General features: G+C 45.7%; 15 protein-coding genes. 5 read left to right on the top strand and 10 right to left on the bottom strand.

Going from position 1 to position 17,793, the window contains the following annotated elements; translation table 11 throughout:
- Positions 1 to 56: 56 nt before the first annotated feature.
- Entirely contained in the window at positions 57 to 596 is a 540-nt protein-coding gene (locus ABUE20_RS09850; protein ID WP_408619732.1) for a flavodoxin, read from the top strand.
- A 139-nt stretch (positions 597 to 735) separates the two neighbouring features.
- Here the strand turns inward: ABUE20_RS09850 and ABUE20_RS09845 are convergent, their stop codons facing one another.
- Complete coding sequence (locus tag ABUE20_RS09845) at positions 736 to 1,650, bottom strand: lactate/malate family dehydrogenase (RefSeq protein ID WP_408619731.1); 915 nt, start codon at positions 1,648 to 1,650, stop codon at positions 736 to 738.
- A gap of 184 nt (positions 1,651 to 1,834) precedes the next feature.
- On the opposite strand from ABUE20_RS09845, the gene ABUE20_RS09840 reads away from it, so the two are divergent.
- From ABUE20_RS09840 to ABUE20_RS09825, 4 genes are all read left to right on the top strand, one after another.
- Positions 1,835 to 3,091: a DEAD/DEAH box helicase gene (locus tag ABUE20_RS09840; RefSeq protein ID WP_408619730.1), complete on the top strand. Its 1,257-nt coding sequence runs from the start codon at positions 1,835 to 1,837 to the stop codon at positions 3,089 to 3,091.
- A gap of 290 nt (positions 3,092 to 3,381) precedes the next feature.
- Positions 3,382 to 4,386 (top strand): amidoligase family protein, encoded by a 1,005-nt coding sequence (locus tag ABUE20_RS09835; RefSeq protein WP_408619729.1) that lies wholly within the window; start codon positions 3,382 to 3,384, stop codon positions 4,384 to 4,386.
- Positions 4,341 to 5,045, top strand: coding sequence for a gamma-glutamyl-gamma-aminobutyrate hydrolase family protein (locus ABUE20_RS09830; protein ID WP_408619728.1), 705 nt, complete (start codon positions 4,341 to 4,343; stop codon positions 5,043 to 5,045). The genes ABUE20_RS09835 and ABUE20_RS09830 overlap by 46 nt, the downstream gene beginning before the upstream one ends.
- Positions 5,042 to 5,515, top strand: coding sequence for a YqaA family protein (locus tag ABUE20_RS09825; RefSeq protein WP_408619727.1), 474 nt, complete (start codon positions 5,042 to 5,044; stop codon positions 5,513 to 5,515). Before ABUE20_RS09830 ends, ABUE20_RS09825 begins: the two co-directional genes overlap by 4 nt.
- Here the strand turns inward: ABUE20_RS09825 and ABUE20_RS09820 are convergent.
- The 9 genes from ABUE20_RS09820 to ABUE20_RS09780 form a co-directional block, all read right to left on the bottom strand.
- Positions 5,493 to 6,788 (bottom strand): MFS transporter, encoded by a 1,296-nt coding sequence (locus ABUE20_RS09820; RefSeq protein WP_408619726.1) that lies wholly within the window; start codon positions 6,786 to 6,788, stop codon positions 5,493 to 5,495. The two genes, ABUE20_RS09825 and ABUE20_RS09820, sit on opposite strands and share 23 nt — an antisense overlap.
- A gap of 142 nt (positions 6,789 to 6,930) precedes the next feature.
- On the bottom strand, positions 6,931 to 7,359 hold the full coding sequence (locus ABUE20_RS09815; RefSeq protein WP_408619725.1) for a hotdog fold thioesterase: 429 nt from the start codon (positions 7,357 to 7,359) through the stop codon (positions 6,931 to 6,933).
- Positions 7,356 to 10,403: a D-2-hydroxyglutarate dehydrogenase YdiJ gene (gene ydiJ, locus ABUE20_RS09810; RefSeq protein ID WP_408619724.1), complete on the bottom strand. Its 3,048-nt coding sequence runs from the start codon at positions 10,401 to 10,403 to the stop codon at positions 7,356 to 7,358. Before ydiJ ends, ABUE20_RS09815 begins: the two co-directional genes overlap by 4 nt.
- 109 nt (positions 10,404 to 10,512) lie before the next feature.
- Positions 10,513 to 10,641: a hypothetical protein gene (locus tag ABUE20_RS09805; RefSeq protein ID WP_408619723.1), complete on the bottom strand. Its 129-nt coding sequence runs from the start codon at positions 10,639 to 10,641 to the stop codon at positions 10,513 to 10,515.
- Between the two features lie 54 nt (positions 10,642 to 10,695).
- Positions 10,696 to 11,448: an ABC transporter ATP-binding protein gene (locus tag ABUE20_RS09800; RefSeq protein ID WP_408619722.1), complete on the bottom strand. Its 753-nt coding sequence runs from the start codon at positions 11,446 to 11,448 to the stop codon at positions 10,696 to 10,698.
- Entirely contained in the window at positions 11,435 to 12,388 is a 954-nt protein-coding gene (locus tag ABUE20_RS09795) for an iron chelate uptake ABC transporter family permease subunit (protein WP_408619721.1), read from the bottom strand. Before ABUE20_RS09795 ends, ABUE20_RS09800 begins: the two co-directional genes overlap by 14 nt.
- Positions 12,389 to 12,434: 46 nt before the next feature.
- Complete coding sequence (locus ABUE20_RS09790) at positions 12,435 to 13,466, bottom strand: succinylglutamate desuccinylase (protein ID WP_408619720.1); 1,032 nt, start codon at positions 13,464 to 13,466, stop codon at positions 12,435 to 12,437.
- Between the two features lie 124 nt (positions 13,467 to 13,590).
- Complete coding sequence (locus ABUE20_RS09785; RefSeq protein ID WP_408619719.1) at positions 13,591 to 16,071, bottom strand: glycogen/starch/alpha-glucan phosphorylase; 2,481 nt, start codon at positions 16,069 to 16,071, stop codon at positions 13,591 to 13,593.
- A 192-nt stretch (positions 16,072 to 16,263) separates the two neighbouring features.
- The gene (locus ABUE20_RS09780) at positions 16,264 to 17,568 is read right to left on the bottom strand and encodes a DUF445 domain-containing protein (protein ID WP_408619718.1); all 1,305 of its coding nucleotides are present in this window, start codon (positions 17,566 to 17,568) and stop codon (positions 16,264 to 16,266) included.
- Positions 17,569 to 17,793: the final 225 nt, after the last annotated feature.

The following is a 17,793-nucleotide window of genomic DNA, read 5'->3' as shown; positions in this document are numbered from 1 at the left end:
CTCACAATCATTCTTTTTATTCTTGATTAGATGGCTGATAAGCCAAGGAGATAATGATGGCAAAAGTAGGCATTTTTTTTGGTACTGATACCGGAAATACCCGCAAAGTGGCAAAGTTAATTCAGAAAGAATTTGATGATGCAGAACTGGTTGCAAAACCACTGAATATTAATCGTGTCGAAGTCGATGATCTGCTCGCTTACGATTATCTGATCATGGGCACACCAACCTTAGGAGAAGGTGAATTACCAGGACTTTCGACTCAATGTGAAGCCGAAAGTTGGGAAGAATTTTTACCTAAAATGGAAGGCACTGATTTCAGTGGTAAAAAAATCGCGCTGTTCGGGCTGGGTGATCAAGTGAGCTATGCCAGTGAATTTGTGGATGGTCTGGGTGAACTCTATGATGCATTTTCTGATGCAGGTGCTGAATTGGTGGGGAGCTGGCCAAACGAAGGCTATGACTTCGAAAGTTCACAAGCTCTAGATGGAGATAACTTTGTCGGACTAGTGATCGATCAAGATAATCAAGCCTCTCAAACCTCAGAACGAGTCGCAAAATGGGTGGCTCAGGTTAAATCTGAATTTTCATTATAACCCTATTATTCTCTGAAGTTTTTCATGTCCTGCTTCTGCCGATGAATAGCTCGCAACTATTCATCGGTCTTTTTATGAGTAGATTAAAGACTGTTGACCTTTTGTGATTGTTTTGGCAGCCACGAAAGGTCAACACTCCCTAGGATAAAATACTGGCTTTGGCGTGACGAATCACCTGTGCAGATGCAGCCAATCGTTGCTGTTCATCTTCAGTTAATGGCACCGGTATTGTCTGGATAACTCCTTGAGCGCCAATCAAAGCGGGTTGGCCTATGAAAACGCCAAGTGATTCATGCAGGGCCGATACCGGGAATACTCGCCGAGCATCACTAAATACCGCATCCACCAACTTAGCCGCCGCGGCCGCGATCCCGAAACTAGTCCAACCTTTCCCTTCCAGAATATCCCATCCACCTCGCCGAACCCGCATTTCCAGCTCAGACAAATCCACACCTTCCGCCTGAGGCCATTGTGTGAAAGGAACACCACCGACACGCACACTACTCCAGGCCACAAACTGAGATTCACCGTGTTCTCCCATTGTATAACCTTCGACACTGGCCGGATCGACATTCAGTTGCTGTCCGACCACGCGCCGCATCCGGGCACTATCAAGTGACGTTCCGGTCCCAAACACATGTCCAGTTGGTAAATTCAAAAGCTCAGCCAGATGAGTCGTCACCACATCACAAGGGTTGGTAATATTAATCAAAACCCCTTTGAACCCCGCATCTCTTAACTTAGGAACCCACATGCCGGCTGCCTGGCTCGTTTCAGCCAATTCATTGAGCCGATCGACTGTTTGTGTTTTTTTGGGACCTACCGCCATGACAACCAGATCAATATGCGCCAGTTGTTGCTTATCATTGGCATCGATGACAACTCGCGATCCGACCAATGAAGCCATATCCTGTAACTCCAGCGCTTCACTGGCGGCCTTTTTACTTTTTTTATCAAACAGACTGATATGATCTGCATAATTTTGAGTCACTAAACTGCAGGCGACATCAGCCCCAACATGACCACATCCGATAATTGCAACGTGACGACTCACAGACGTTCTCCTTTATAATTCAAAATGATATTCGTGCTTTGTATTACTTGTAACGCTATCCTTCTCAGAGCACAAGGGGCAATCCATACACGCAAAATTAATCTTTAAACTGCTGGAACTGCGCAACCTATTTTTATAAAATTGTCCATCATTGAAATTTTCCACCACTTCCAAGTGAGTCTGCATGACCTTCGCCGAATTAGGCCTATCTAAACCAATTACTGAAGCAATTACCAAACTGGGGTATTCACAACCCACGCCGATCCAGGAACAGTCGATTCCAGCCATTTTACTCCATCAGGACCTATTGGCTGCTGCACAAACCGGAACCGGCAAAACCGCAGCATTCGTGCTACCAATTTTAGAAAAACTAAGGCAGCAAACACCGTGTCAGAGTAAAGAAATCAAAGCGTTAATTGTCACTCCGACCCGAGAGCTTGCGGCACAAATTGACGCGAATGTTCAGGATTATGCAACCCATCTGAAGCTTCGACATCATGTTATTTTCGGTGGGGTAAACAGCAAGCCTCAGTTTAAAGCTTTACTATCGGGATGTGAGATCCTGACCGCAACGCTAGGACGATTGCTCGATCTTTATCAGCAAGGTGCTATCGATTTTTCCAAACTCCAGATATTGGTCTTGGATGAAGCGGATCGAATGCTGGATATGGGATTTATTCACGATATCAAACGATTATTGAAGCTACTTCCCAAGCAGCGACAAACGTTACTGTTTTCTGCTACTTTCTCAAAAGATATCCGTCAGTTGGCCCAGCAATTTTTGAATAAACCGTCAGAAATTAATGCCAATCCTGAAAATCAAACGGCTCGTCAGGTGGAACAATTCTATACCTTGGTGGATTATGAGCAAAAAACCGATCTCTTAAAACAGCTTATTCGTCAATTTCAGTGGCAACAGGTTTTAGTTTTTACCCGAACCAAACACGGTGCCAATCGACTGACCCAAAAACTTGAAAGAGCGAAAATCAAAGCGGCGGCGATTCATGGTAATAAAAGTCAGAATGCTCGGGTTAAAGCACTTGCAGGCTTTAAATCAGGTGAGATCGACATTCTGGTGGCCACCGATATTGCAGCTCGAGGATTGGATATTAAGCAACTTCCTCAAATCGTTAATTTTGATCTCCCCAATGTGGCCGAAGATTACGTCCATCGAATTGGCCGAACTGGTCGTGCGGGTGAATCCGGCAGTGCTTATTCACTGGTCAGTGAAGATCAAGTGGAACAATTGCAGGCCATTGAAACGTTTATCAAAGAACGACTCAATCATTTAGAAGTCGAAGGATTTAAGGCCTCTTTCGCTCGACCCAAATCCTCTCATAAAACAACCTCTGCGCGACATCCACGTCAGGGACGCAATAATTCCACTCCACGGCGTCCCCGGCAATCTCGTTTTGCACATAGGAAAAATGAACAAGCCTAAATCACTTAGGCCTATTCCCAACCATTCATCACACCGTTGAATGCAACATGTCCTGTGACGCCTAAGTGAAGCGGAACAGGACACGTGATATAACCTGATAAACCCCACTAAAGAGCGGGAACATCCGCCGGCCATCGCTCTACAGCCATCACATTTATGCAATATCCCGTACAAAAATCAAACACTAAGATGGATCCTACATTAATATTTGCTACTGTATGAGTAACACGTCGTTCTGTAGATCCACAATAAAGATCAGAACACATCATCTAAATGATCACTACGAGGTCATGATGCATGAAGTATTTATCCAGCCTATTCAACCTTATTCATCCAATCATCAACTCCGGCATATTGGTTACGAGCTGGAATTTGCGGGGATTGACCTAAAAACGACCGGTCGCATCATTGCTCACGCGCTGGATGGGCAATGGCAGGTCTTATCCGAGGCAGAAGGACGCGTCACAACCGATACAGGAACATTTAAAGTAGAAATTGATTGGCAGTTTGCCAAAACAACCGCCCGGCAACGTATCGCTCAACGAACCTTAGAACAAGGAACAACCAAAGCAGAAGATCCATTGATGGAATGGATGACCAAATTAGCAACCGTGGTTGTGCCTGTCGAAGTGATCTGTCCGCCGCTCACGGTAGAACAACTTCAACTGCTTCATCCGATGATTACACAACTTCGAGAAAATGGAGCGCTCGGAACCGGATCCTCACTTCGCTATGCCTTTGGCGTCCATATCAACCCGGAACTTCCCAGCTACGATAGCGCAACCATTATCGCTTACCTACAGAGTTTTATTATCTGCCAACAATGGTTGGTCGAACATCATCAAGTCGACTTGATGCGCAGAGTCACACCTTATATTAATTTTTATCCGGAACGTTACAACAAACTGGTGATGAATTATCAGGGAAATGAATCACTGCCACATATCATTCATGACTATCTAAAATATAATGCGACTCGTAACCGCGCTTTAGATTTGTTACCGCTGTTCATGTTTCTTGAACCTGAACAGGTATCAATACAACTGGATGATCCACTGATCCATGCCAGACCAACCCTCCACTATCGTCTGCCCAATTGTGAAATTGAACGACCGGAATGGGATCTGGCCCAAAGCTGGAATACCTGGTGTGTCGTTGAACAGATCGCCAACACGCCTTCTCTGCGAAACACACTGATTGAACAATGGCTAAATGACAATCATTTGATAAACCGATATTCAGAGCACATATGGCAACAACTCGACACCATACACCGCGACCTATTATCGGCGTAACCGGAAACTCACAACGCTTTGCGCCATCTTGGTATTGCCTAAAGCTAGTCCTCTCATTATGTGGCGCCAAGGCAAAGCGGATCAGTCTCCGCCATCATGTCAACATCAATGAATTAGATGGTCTTATCATTAGTGGGGGACATGATATACATCCCTCACTCTACGGCATGCAGCCCTATACTAAAACTCGCTATGATCAAGCCCGAGATGAACTGGAGCAGCGCTATATTCGCTATGCCTATGAACACCGGCTGCCCGTTTTAGGGATCTGTCGCGGTTATCAACTGATCAACGTTGTCTACGGGGGAAGTTTATATCATGATATCCGCTCACTGCGTCGGCATACATCCAATACTAATACTGTATTTCCCCAAAAAAAGGCGTTTATTCAACCTTCCAGTCAATTGCATCAACTGGTGAAAAAACATCATCTGCGGATTAACAGTTTACATCACCAAGCTATCCTCGATCTGGCCCCTCAATTTGTTGCGGTTGCTCATGACCGTGATCAATTTATTCAGGCCATTGAATCTATTCAGCAACAAGCCATCATTGGTGTGCAGTGGCACCCCGAATACCTATTTTATCAACGCCAGCAACGCGAGCTTTTTCGTTGGCTCATTCATGCAGCGCAAACCAGAAAGGCACCTCCATTATGATCAGCTATATTGTCTTATTTTCCGCGTCTTTTCTGGCGGCGACCATTCTCCCATTTTACTCAGAAGTTGTTCTTTACGCCTTAATTCAAAAAGGGCATCCTTCATGGCTACTCGTTGTTATCGCCACCATTGGGAATACATTAGGCTCAGTCGTCAACTGGTATCTAGGAAAATATCTGCTCCGATTCAAACACCGCCGCTGGTTTTATTTTAAAGATCAGCAGATCATCAAAATGCAGTATTGGTTTCAACGATACGGGCAATGGAGCCTGTTATTCGCTTGGCTTCCTATCGGAGGAGACGTTCTCACTCTCATTGCCGGGATCATGAAAGTTCGGCTCTCTATTTTTCTGCTACTAGTCGGCCTCGGTAAATCGATTCGATATATCGGCATCGTTTATCTGGCACAACTGACCTCCGGATGGTTCACTCATATACTCAGCGATTTTATTCAACTTCTGGCAACTTAGCCGCCAAGATAGCCCCTAAGGCCCCCATGACGACTAAAATAGCTAACACTCCGGCGATCCCCAGCCAAGGCTCAGCAAAACTAATCACCCCAGTCACTAGTAAAATAGCGCCAATGACCGTATTACTCACCGATACATAATCCGTACGCTGATTTCCCTGTGCCAAGTCGACCAAATAGGTCTTACGGCCCAACCGAACGCCCTGATGAGCAATGGTCAGTAAAAAATAACACGCGGGAATAACCCATTGCCAATTTAATATTCCAGGAACAAACCAAGCCAAAAAAACAACAATTGAACCTAAAATGGCGCTCATCAACGAAGCCAAAATCATAACTTGCCGACTAGAATGATCGGCTAACTTTCCCCAAAAAGGTCCCGAAATAAACGCAGCTGCTCCACTCGCCCCGAGGAAGAACGAAAACTGCAACAACCCTGAAGCCGCATTCTGCTGCTGCGCTAATGCCACATAATAGGGTGCACTTAAAGCAGAACAGAGCATCAAGGCCCGAGCGATCACAAACAATCTGAACGGCTTATCATTTTTAAGTAATACCAATTTATGCCAGATAGGTGCCACAGAGCGATACTCAACTTCTCCGGGTTGTTCACAAACCTGGCTATACACCATGGCCCCGACAATCCAACAACAAGCCGCTAAAATAAACCCGCTGGTATAAATCAGCATTTGCTGAGACTCTAGATGACGGGCTAACAACCAAGCGATCAGTAGCGTCACTCCCCCTGCGCCCGCCGTCGCCCAACCACTCACTCGCCCCCGTTGCTGTTTGGGGATCGTTTTACCTAAAACGTCTTTAAAAGCAACCGAATTTAATCCACGAGATAAACTAAACACAATCAGGCATAACAGAATGAGCCAGCCCGCTGTTTCTGCTCGAAATTGAGTCATGGTGAGCACGATTGCTAAAACCGACAGGCTCATCAATAAACTACCACCGACCCAGACAAATTTGCGAATAGCTAACCGCCGAACTCCCGCTGCAATCACAATTTGGGGCAGCATGGAACCAGACTCACGGATGGGAACCAACCAACCTAAAAAGGATGCCGGGATACCTAAAGATTGCATCACCCAAGGTAAGGTAATTTTAGGATTAATCAGCTCATCACCGCATTTACTTAAAAACTGGGCAAGTACAATTTTAAAAAAATTGCCCGGTACCGCGTGAGACGGTGCATTTTCCGGAAGCCCTGATACACCACCCGATACACCAAATACTTTTTGATAAACTAACTGATAGAGTCGCTGCAATTCGACCTGCTCCTATGGAAATATCGCCGACATGGCTATCGCATATCAATTAAGTGGAACTGAATAGAAAACCAATCGGAATTGACCAAAATAATCAAGCGGCACAGGACGTGCCGCATTAGATTGAATAGATTAACCCTTATTAATAATGACGAACCATCAACGAATGCCGGGCACTACAAATCAATTTATCCGGATTCTGTGCATCTCTAATGTCGATTTGCCATAACTGGATCAGGCCACCAATATGAATGGGTGAGGCCGTTGCCGTAACGGCCCCAGACTTCATGGATCGTAAATGATTCGCTGAGATCTCCGTTCCTAGGACATAATATCCTTCAGGGCAGGCAAAATAGCCTGCAATACTGCCAACGGATTCGGCCAATGCGGCGCTCGCCCCCCCATGTAACAATTTCATCGGCTGGCGTACAGCATCACTAACCGGCATTGAAGCCACCAAATAACGTTCACCAATTTCAGTAAATGAAATTTGAAACGCCTCTAACAACGTCCCGGGACACATCGCATTTAACCGTTCTATACTGATATCCTTCAGCCACAAAGAACTCACGATTGTTCTCCTCGAATCACCTGCAGTAACACCTGAACCGGATGTTTCAGTTTAAATCCATCCAGATGCTGAACCTGACTCCGGCAAGAATAACCGGTGGCCATACATTGCTGATGCGGTAACGTAGCCAAACGCTGCTTCCAACTCAATGCATAAATCGCTTCGGAGGTCTGCTGTTGACTAGCATCATGTCCGTAAGTTCCCGCCATCCCACAGCATCCCACAGCCTGCACTTCACAGGAGACCCCAAAATGGGAAAAGATGTCCGCCCAAACCTGATCCGACTCAGGAAATAAGGCTTTTTCCGTACAATGGCCTAACAGATAATAAGGTTCAAGCGCCTGTGTTGGCCGTTTATCAATCATCGGCAACACCTGCATCAACCACTCCTGGGCCAATAACACACTAAAATCACCCCGTTTTTCACCCAGCAGAACTTTATATTCATCCCGATAACAAAGCACCATTGCCGGATCAACGCCCGTCATCGCAATACCTAACTGGGATAATTCATTCAAAAACGCCGCCGAGTTCTGAGCTGTTTTACTAAATTGACTCAGGAACCCTTTAATATGCTGTGGTTTCCCATTCGGTTTAAATGGAACCAAAACCGGATCAAAGCCTAATGCCTGAACAAACAACACAAAATCAGCTACAACATCGGCTTCATAATAACTAGTAAACGGATCCTGAACGATCAGTAACGTTTTAGCTTTTTCAGCTTCACTCAGCGCAGCCAGCCGTTGTAAATTAAAGTGATTATGTAACGTCTTCGGCAAGCGCATTTTCAACGTCGGATAACTCAACTTCGGAACATTAATCATCCCGATGGTTTTTTTCGTCAACGACTGACTCCACTTAGGAGATGTCAACGCATTAAACAAACGAGGCGCTTTTGCCATTAAAGGAACATAACTTTCAACATAGCCCACCAGATAGTCTTTAATAGGGCGCTGATAACGACTATGGTAAAGATATAAAAAGCGACTGCGAAATTCCGGGACATCCACTTGGATCGGGCAACCAGTGGCGCAAGCTTTACAAGCCAAACAAGTTTGCATGGCTCCCATCACTTCATGGCTAAAATCATATTCTCCCCGGTATTTGGCCAAGGAATTACGGATTTTTCTCAAACCGCCATCAATTGATATTTTACCCGCCAGAGCATCGGCTTCCAACTGCGATGGATCGACCCCCTGCTGACTGAGTTGTCGCAACCACTCGCGCATCAAGCCAGCTCGACCTTTTGGAGAATAACGTCGATCATAACTGACCTTCAATGAAGGACACATCGGACTTTTCGTATCATAGTTAAAGCAAAGTCCATTACCATTACAATCCATGACACTTCGAAAGCTATCTCGCACGGTGACAGGGATCTGTCGATCCAACGCTCCCCGTTTTAAATCATCCACGGAGCGCAACGACTCGGTCGAGTCAATCGGTGTACAAATTTTACCCGGATTCAACTGATTATAAGGATCAAAGGCCGTTTTAATTCGGCGCAATTCCATAAACAGTTCATCCCCAAAGAATGCAGGACTATATTCGGAACGGAATCCTTTTCCGTGTTCGCCCCACATCAGCCCGCCATATTTAGCGGTTAATGCAACCACCTGATCCGAAACCGAGCGCATCAGCACTTCCTGCTCTGGATCGCAGAGATCAAGAGCAGGACGGACATGCAGAACCCCGGCATCGACATGGCCGAACATCCCATATTGGAGCCCTTTACTATCCAGCAATTCCCGGAACTCCATAATATAATCGGCCAGATGCTGCGGCGGCACGCAAGTATCTTCGGTGAAGGCAACGGGTTTTTGTTTACCCTTGGCTTTTCCTAACAACCCGACCGCTTTTTTGCGCATCGCATAAATACGCTGAATGCTCGGTAGATCTTCACAAATCTGATAGCCCAGAATAACGGAATCTTCAATCGCTTGATCCAGAATTTGAGCCAATGCATTAACCCGTTGTTGTTGTTGCTCCGGATCATTACCGGCAAACTCAACGATATTAATTCCATCCATCACTTTACCCGGAACATCTTCCAGTAAATGATGCACGCTATGCCAGATCACATCTTCCCGAGCTAAATTCAGAACTTTAGAATCAACTGTTTCAACGGATAATGCCTGCGCCTCAACCAAAGCTGGCGCATGCCGCAATGCCCCTTCAAACGAGGCATATTTAATATTGACTAAGGTCCGATATTTCGGGATCGGCGTCAGATCCAAGGTAGCTTCACAGACAAACGCCAGCGAACCTTCACTACCGCATAATAAGCGGGTCAGATCAAACTGCTGACTTTTCGGATCATAACCATTTTTCAGATCATATCCGGTTAAGAATCGATTCAACGGTGGAAACTTGGCTTCAATCAGATCGCGTTGCTGCACACAGCTCTGAGCGGCTTGAGACAATCCGCTAAACGAACTCTCTAAAGCTTCCGCAACCGGCATCCGCCCAGTATCGAATAATTCGCCCGCAATCGTAACGGCTTTGACAGCCAGGACATGATCACTGGTCTTGCCATACTGCAAGGAGCCCTGCCCCGAAGCATCGGTGTTGATCATCCCCCCCAGAGTCGCTCGGTTACTGGTCGACAGCTCTGGGGCAAAAAACAACCCATGAGGGCGCAGTAATTCATTCAGAGCATCTTTAACCATCCCGGTTTGAACTCGAACCCAGCGCTGCTCGACATTCAGCTCAATCAACTGATTCATATGTCGAGACAAATCGACAACAATTCCATCCGTCAGCGATTGGCCATTCGTGCCAGTGCCTCCGCCCCGAGGCGTTAACTTCACGGCATGAAAAGCTTCCTGACCAACCAACTGGGTGGCTGTTTTTACATCCTGAGTATCCCAGGGAAAAATAACAGCCTGAGGAAGTAACTGATACACCGAGTTATCGGTCGCGACAGCCAGTCGACTGGAATAACTCGTTTCAATTTCGCCGCGAAAACCACTTTGCTCAAGTTCTTTAATATATCGTTGATAATGAGCTGATAACGGCGGTGTTTCTGATAATCTTGGAATCATAATACTGAAATAGCGCAATATGCGATGTTATGTGACAGGCAGTATACCATGAAAAAAGCCTCTGTCGTGGCTTCACAGGCAGAGGCTCAAAATAACGACTTAAAGACGTTTAATGACGCATTCTTCGACGACTTTGGTTTAAACGCTGGCGTTTTTTAGCCGAACGTTTACGCTCATCCCGGTTATGTTCAACATAAAAAAATAGTTCATCATGTTCCGGTTGATTCTTCCGAAGCATCAGGTTGTCTCCCTTACGACCTTGTCACTAAGATGGTTCAGGTTGACGATTTCCTCAAGATAGGACCAACTGATTACGGCCATTGATGCGAATCTGGGTCATCGATACACCAAACAACTCGGATATCCGCTCTTGCGTCAGAACATCGCGGGCTGCACCGCATATTGTAAGCCTCCCTTGGCTGAGTAACAACACATCCATTGCATAAAACATTGCAATATTGAGATCGTGCAGTGATATCAATATCGTTTGCCCCTGAGCCTGAAGTGCCAATAACTTCTCGATGACCTGATGCTGATAACGTGGATCTAATGCCGTGAGCGGTTCATCTAATAACACCAATTGATGTGCCGGATTCAACCGCCGATCGCTGGCGACCAACAAACTGGCCAGATAAGCCCGCTGCAATTCACCTCCAGAAAGCTGTAACAACGGCCGATGTAAAATGGATGATAAAGACAGGTCATGGATCACCTCATCAACTACCTGCTGAGCTGGTGCCAAATGCCGGTATGGCTCAATCACCCAAGCCAATTGCTGCGCAATGGAAATAGATGCTCGATGAGGTTGCTGCTGAGCCAACCAACTTCGAACAGACGCGAGTTCAGCCACTGAATAATCAGTTAATTCTTTGCCATCCAGCTGAATCGAGCCAGAATAGGGTGGAAGATAGCCAGATAAAGCTTCCAAAAGTGTAGATTTTCCGGATCCATTTGGACCACAAACAGCCACCAGCTGACCCGGTGCAATCGTGAGCGAATCGATATGCAGATAATTCCGCACAATCAGCCGATTAATGCGCAACATGATGCTGCCTTAACAACAAAATAAATAGTAACGGTCCACCTACTGATGCCGTAATCACCCCAATGGGTAACTCAGCCCCATTTAATAAACTCATTGCCAGAATATCTGCACCTAATACCGCAATCGCACCACCCAGCGTACTCATCCAGATCAATTGCCGCTGTTCATCACCCAGCCAATAACGCAGCAGATGAGGGACCAATAACCCGATAAAACTAATCGAACCTGCACAGGCCACCGCAATGGCACTCATCAAGGCCACCCATAACACCAGTCGAGAGCGAACTTTGCGAACATCGATCCCCAGAGAAAACGCGTACCGTTCCCCCAGTAATATAAAATTAAGCGCAGCACCATCTCGCAGCAGCAGTGCAAAGACAACGAGAAAAAGAGGCCATAATCGATAAACTTGCGTATTCGCAAAGCTCAGTGAGCCCATCATCCAATACAACAGTTGCCGTAAATTTTGGGTCGGTGAAAAATACAATAACCAAGTTAACCCAGCCCCGGCAATAATTCCAATCACCACCCCAAACAGCAGTAATACTCCAGCATTCAAGGTATAGCGCCGAGCCAGCGTAAATAAAATCACGGCAACAACCAGAGCTCCAACCAAAGCCGCACCGGTGATGCCCCATACCGGAACTTGCCAACCCGCCATGGCCGAGAGGACCATCACGCTTACAGCCGTCAAACTGGCTCCACTGGAAATCCCCAGTAAGCCCGGCTCTGCCAATGGATTATGCAATAAGGTTTGCAAAACCGCTCCGGAAGCCCCCAATGAGGCCCCCACTAAAATAGCCGCCAAAACTCGGGGCATTCGTAATCGCCAAAAAATCTGCTGAGCTAAATTGGGTTCCTGTCGCAACACATCGGACCAATGGATCGCCATATCTCCCAGCGTCAGATGAATTCCGGCAATCACCACGAGAAGCAGCATTGCACTTATCCAGCGCAGAGAGACTATCGAAAACCGAGTTTGCCCATTATCCATAAATAATACGAGCACACTCAGCCGCTGCTAATTGCTTCACCAAAATAGCCGCCCGCTGGCCGACTTGAACATGGGCATTCGGAAACACCACACTTTTCGGACCATCATCCACCAACACCGGCTCTTCGGCCTGATAAGCCAAACAATCACCACTTTGAAAGGTGCTGAAATTGGCTAAATCATCGGCAAAATTCAACCGAAAATCCGACTGTTCTCGATTAATGACATCCGTCACCTGATACCATCGACAACGATCGACATCCGGCATTTGCCGTTGGGATTTTCCACCACAGATCAGAAGCCTCATCCTATCGTCCAAAAGCCGTAAAGCCGCACGCTCATTTTGTCCGAATGGACGCACTTTTCCTAACTCAACCGTAAAAGCATCCGCATCATAATGAATCGCCGAATGATAACTGAACGTGGTGGTCGGCTGATGGAAAAATAACAGACAGTCCACGCCACAATCCTGCAGTAAAGCAAACTGCTCAAGATTGGGCGCTCGTTGGGGGGTGTATGGCACTACGGCAAACTTTTCATGAACGGAGGAGCGAATGGCGGTATGTAAATCATAATGAGCACATCGAAACGAATAACGCCGATAGAACGTATCCATCCACCCTTCCAATTCGGCAGCGCGTTGATGCTCTAAATCCTGGACACCGTGCTTATGAGCACCGTTAAATAATCGATTCAGATTGGTCCCAATCTCCCGGACTCCGGCAATCATCGCCTGTGGATGTCCCCACAATAATAATAAAGGTTCCGAAATAACTAAGTGTTCACCCAGCAAATCATCCAAAAGCTGATTGAGCCATTCAATCGGAGCCGTTTCATTACCGTGGATCCCGGCAGAGAGAACAATCGCACGCGAAGAGTGTGTCAGAGTGGCCGGTTCTAATTCAATGGCACCGACACCGAGTAACCGGATTTTCGTACCATTGCTTAAAATTTGTTCAGCACTTGTTTGCTGCTGAGGATGGGCTAACAAATAAGCTAAATAATTGGATTCAAAAGGCAACATAATCCACTCCTGATCACAGAGAGCTCATTATGCCTTGGGACAGGCATAAAAAAAAGATACGGCACTTGTTCATACCGTATCTCTTCAGCCTTGCGACCGACTCTATTCAGCCAACACCCAGACTTTATTCAATCCCCGGATACGCTTTCAGATGCCAAATATTGGCCACATAATCCTCAATCGAACGGTCTGAATTAAATTTCCCGACACTGGCCATATTCACGATGGCCATCTTAGCCCAACGAGCTTTATCCCGATACGCTTCATCAATCAACTGCTGAGCATCCACATACGACTGATAATCAGCTAAGCACATAAATGGATCCCCCCCATTCAATAGACTGTATTTTATCGAAGCCAGGGCTCCGGGTTCACCTGGGGTAAAATAATCACTATCCAACCAATCCAGTACCGCTTTTAACTCGGCATTATGGAAGTAATAATCCCAACTGTTATAACCTTCTCGCCATTTCTGAGCGACCTGTTCATCCGTTAAGCCAAAGATAAAAATATTATCATCACCGACTTCTTCACGAATTTCGACATTCGCCCCATCCATCGTTCCAATGGTCACGGCTCCATTTAAAGCGAACTTCATATTCCCGGTACCGGATGCCTCTTTGCCAGCAGTAGAGATCTGTTCGGAAACATCACCGGCCGGGATCATCACTTCAGCCAGCGATACCCGATAGTTCGGAAGAAAAACAACTTTGAGCTTATCTTTAATCCGAATATCGTGATTAATGCGATCCGCTATTTTATTGATGGCAAAAATAATATCTTTTGCCAACCGATACCCGGGAGCCGCTTTGGCGCCAAAAATAAAGACACGGGGGTGAATATCCAATTCTGGATTTTCCAGCAGTCGGCGATACAACGTCAAAATATGCAACATATTCAGATGTTGACGTTTATATTCGTGCAACCGCTTAATTTGAATATCGAAAATTGCCTGAGCATCAACACGTACGCCAGTCAACTCCTGAATGAGTACGGCTAAATCTTCTTTATTTTGCTGTTTAATCTGCATAAATTGATGTTGGAAATGAGGATCATTTGCATAGTCCAACACCCGACGCAATAATCCGAGATCCGTTGGCCAATGCTTCCCTATTTTTTCATCCAACAACCCGGATAACCTTGGATTACAGGCCTTCAGCCAACGCCGCGGAGTAATCCCATTGGTCACATTCGTGAATCGATCCGGCCAGATTTGATAAAAATCAGGGAATAAATCCTTTTTAACCAGTTCGCTATGCATCTGAGCCACGCCGTTAACTTTAAAACTCCCGACAACGCACAAATAAGCCATGCGAACCATCCGGGTTTCGCCTTCTTCGATGATCGATAATCGCCGTTTCATTTCAGAATCACCCGGCCATTTTTTATCGACTACATCTTCTAAGAAACGCCGGTTGATCTCATAGATAATTTCCAGATGGCGAGGGAGTACATTTTCAAATAATCCAACCGCCCATTTCTCGAGAGCTTCTGGAAGTAACGTATGGTTGGTATAAGCAAAAACACTCTGGCAGATATCCCACGCATTATCCCAATCTAAATCTTCTTCATCGACCAGCAACCGCATCAGTTCCACAATCGCGATCGTCGGATGGGTATCGTTGAGTTGGATGACGATCTGTGAAGCAAACTGACTAAAATCATGATGATGCCGTTTATAACGCCGCATCATATCTTTGAGAGAACAGGCACAGAAGAAATACTGCTGGATCAACCGCAGTTCTTTACCGGCCGGGGTCTCATCATTCGGATACAAAACTTTCGAGATAGTTTCGGCTCGGGATTTTTCGATCTGAGCATCGACATACCCCCCGGCATTAAACACATCCCAATCAAAGTAATCATCGGCCCGGCTTTCCCATAAGCGTAGAATATTCACGGTATGTCCTCGATACCCTACCACCGGAATATCCCACGGGACCCCTTTGATGACCTGTCCAGGGTGCCAAACTTTGCGCATTTTGCCATCGTCACAAAATTTTGTTTCGACATAACCATACAAGGGCACTTTCTGAATGGATTCTGGCCGACAAATCTCCCAAGGATTTCCATAATCTCGCCAGCTATCAGGACGCTCAATTTGTCGACCATCCCGAAATTCCTGACGGAATAATCCGTTTTCATAGTGGATGCCATAACCAATTGCCGGATAGCCCAGTGTAGCCAGAGAATCGATAAAACAAGCGGCTAGTCGACCTAATCCCCCATTTCCAAGAGCCATATCCTGTTCTTCCCGGCACAGACTATCGATATCTTGTCCCAGTTCGGCTAGCGCATCTCGAGCGGTCTCAAATAGCCCCAGATTATAGAGATTGTTACGGGTCAATCGCCCCATTAAAAATTCCAAAGACAAGTAATGTACTGCTCGGGTATCAATGCTGGCATGTTTTTTTTGAGTTTCAGTGAGTCCTTCGAAAACTTGTTCATTAATCGCTGAACAAGTTGCTTTCCACCAAGCTGTCGCATTCGCTTTATTTTCGTCAGTACCATACGTGCTCCGTAAATGACGAATCACAGCATCTTTAAAATCGGTTTTATCTAAAAAAAATGGAAAATCTTCGGCAACAGTCGGCGTGGCAACCATAACAGGATCCTTTAATCGCTAATGATTAGAAATCGACTGTGACGCTCCTGTAATGAATCTGTTTATAATTCACCCAAAGCGCCCAGATACATTATTGAGGTATAGCTTAAAATTGAAGAAATGTCACAAAATCCCATTGCGATGATCTATGGCGAGTCAATGGCTTGAGCCTAATGGGAGTATATGCCTTCATTAAAAGGGCAAATTTAACAAGAGATGTTCAACTAAGAAAATTCCCATACCGATCAATGCCCCCACTAACGTCCCATTTACTCTGACCTTCTGCAAATCCTTACCGATATTTAGCTCTATCTGATTCACTATCTCCCGGGCATCCCAGCTCTCGACCGTTTTCTGAATATGCCGAACCACGAAATTGGAAACCTTCGGAGCCATTTTCTGTGCTGCCGATTCCAAATGCGTATCCAACAACACTTGCAATGACTGATTCTCACTCATTAATTTAGCACTGGCAGTCATAAATACGGCGATGTTATCCCGAGTAATACTAGTATCAGAATCCAAGTCAACCGCCAATCGCTGACAAAGATCTTGCCATATTTGATACAGATAATGCGCAAAATGCTGATGTACTAAAATTTGCTCAGTCATTTTTTCAATTTTCTGCCGCCAGATTGGATCACGGCGCAATTTTTCAATCCAAGTGGCTAAATTTTGCTCCAGTTGCTCCCGAACGGGATTATTATCCGCATGTTGGATCTCTGATAAAAAATTAGCCATTGCCTCAATGGCTAGCTGAGCACTTTTTTCACTCAACCATTCTGTTGGAAGCAGCTTCTCAACCATATAATGCTCGCTCTTCAGCCAGCTACTGACTCGTTGAGCTAACATTTGCTGTGTTTGTGAATTATTTAAATAATGACTGAGCTGACCTAATAGCTGACTTAGGACGACCTGATGGCGACCATCTTTGGTTGAAACATCCAGCACTTGCGCCGCTAACGACGATAAATCTAGATAACGGATGATTTTACGCACCCCTCGCCAGATAAATGCCTGAACTAAGCGATCATCATAAACACGTAAAGAGGCGGCCAGAAACTGACTGATATAATGGCTTAATTGTGCTGCATTTTGGGGCTGACTAAGCCATTGCGTCAAAACCTGGGTCGGTTTAACTTCACGAACAAAGCGAACTAGTGTCGTCTCATGAAAAAAACGCTCTTTTACAAACAACGCCAGATTTTCAGCAATCATCGGCTGATTTCGAACCACAACATCGGTGTGAGGAATATGTAATCCGGCAACCGTCCGCCGATTCCAACTCGGGATGGGTCGAAACAACGCCGAAATAGCAAACCAATCTGCGATTCCCCCAACCATTGCCGCTTCAGAAGCCGTTTTAATCAGAGATAACCACAAACTATGATATCCCTGACGCATCCCGATGACAGTTATTGTAAAAACAATGGCTGCCACAATCAGGCAAGCCAGCGCCCCGGCTTTCGCCCGTCTCAAAGCTTGGTATTTACTCAACAGAACATCCTCAACATCTGGATTGTTATTGGTAAGGCATGCTTATCCAATAGCACCGCGCAACAGTGCGACTCAACTATATTACCGGTATATCGGTAACCGTCTATGACACAAAATAATAAACTTCGATTAGCGTCGAATCACTCCTGAGTAAAGAAAGGTTTCGGATATCTCTTTCGATAAGGATATTAAGATGAATTACATAAAAATCAGATAGCGAAATAT

Source organism: Celerinatantimonas marina (assembly GCF_046054165.1).
Lineage (GTDB): Bacteria > Pseudomonadota > Gammaproteobacteria > Enterobacterales > Celerinatantimonadaceae > Celerinatantimonas.
Note: the sequence above shows the minus strand (reverse complement) of the source record. Positions and strands in the feature narration are given on the sequence as shown.

Bases quoted from the DNA above. Each gene is read 5' to 3' on its own strand.
- ABUE20_RS09835 (WP_408619729.1), top strand. From the start codon at position 3,382: ATGATGCATGAAGTATTTATCCAGCCTATTCAACCTTATTCATCCAAT.
- ABUE20_RS09795 (WP_408619721.1), bottom strand. From the start codon at position 12,388: ATGCTGCTTCTCGTGGTGATTGCCGGAATTCATCTGACGCTGGGAGAT.
- ABUE20_RS09785 (WP_408619719.1), bottom strand. From the start codon at position 16,071: ATGGTTGCCACGCCGACTGTTGCCGAAGATTTTCCATTTTTTTTAGAT.
- ABUE20_RS09830 (WP_408619728.1), top strand. From the start codon at position 4,341: ATGGCAACAACTCGACACCATACACCGCGACCTATTATCGGCGTAACC.
- ydiJ (WP_408619724.1), bottom strand. From the start codon at position 10,403: ATGATTCCAAGATTATCAGAAACACCGCCGTTATCAGCTCATTATCAA.
- ABUE20_RS09800 (WP_408619722.1), bottom strand. From the start codon at position 11,448: ATGTTGCGCATTAATCGGCTGATTGTGCGGAATTATCTGCATATCGAT.
- ABUE20_RS09825 (WP_408619727.1), top strand. From the start codon at position 5,042: ATGATCAGCTATATTGTCTTATTTTCCGCGTCTTTTCTGGCGGCGACC.
- ABUE20_RS09840 (WP_408619730.1), top strand. From the start codon at position 1,835: ATGACCTTCGCCGAATTAGGCCTATCTAAACCAATTACTGAAGCAATT.
- ABUE20_RS09850 (WP_408619732.1), top strand. From the start codon at position 57: ATGGCAAAAGTAGGCATTTTTTTTGGTACTGATACCGGAAATACCCGC.
- ABUE20_RS09790 (WP_408619720.1), bottom strand. From the start codon at position 13,466: ATGTTGCCTTTTGAATCCAATTATTTAGCTTATTTGTTAGCCCATCCT.
- ABUE20_RS09805 (WP_408619723.1), bottom strand. From the start codon at position 10,641: ATGCTTCGGAAGAATCAACCGGAACATGATGAACTATTTTTTTATGTT.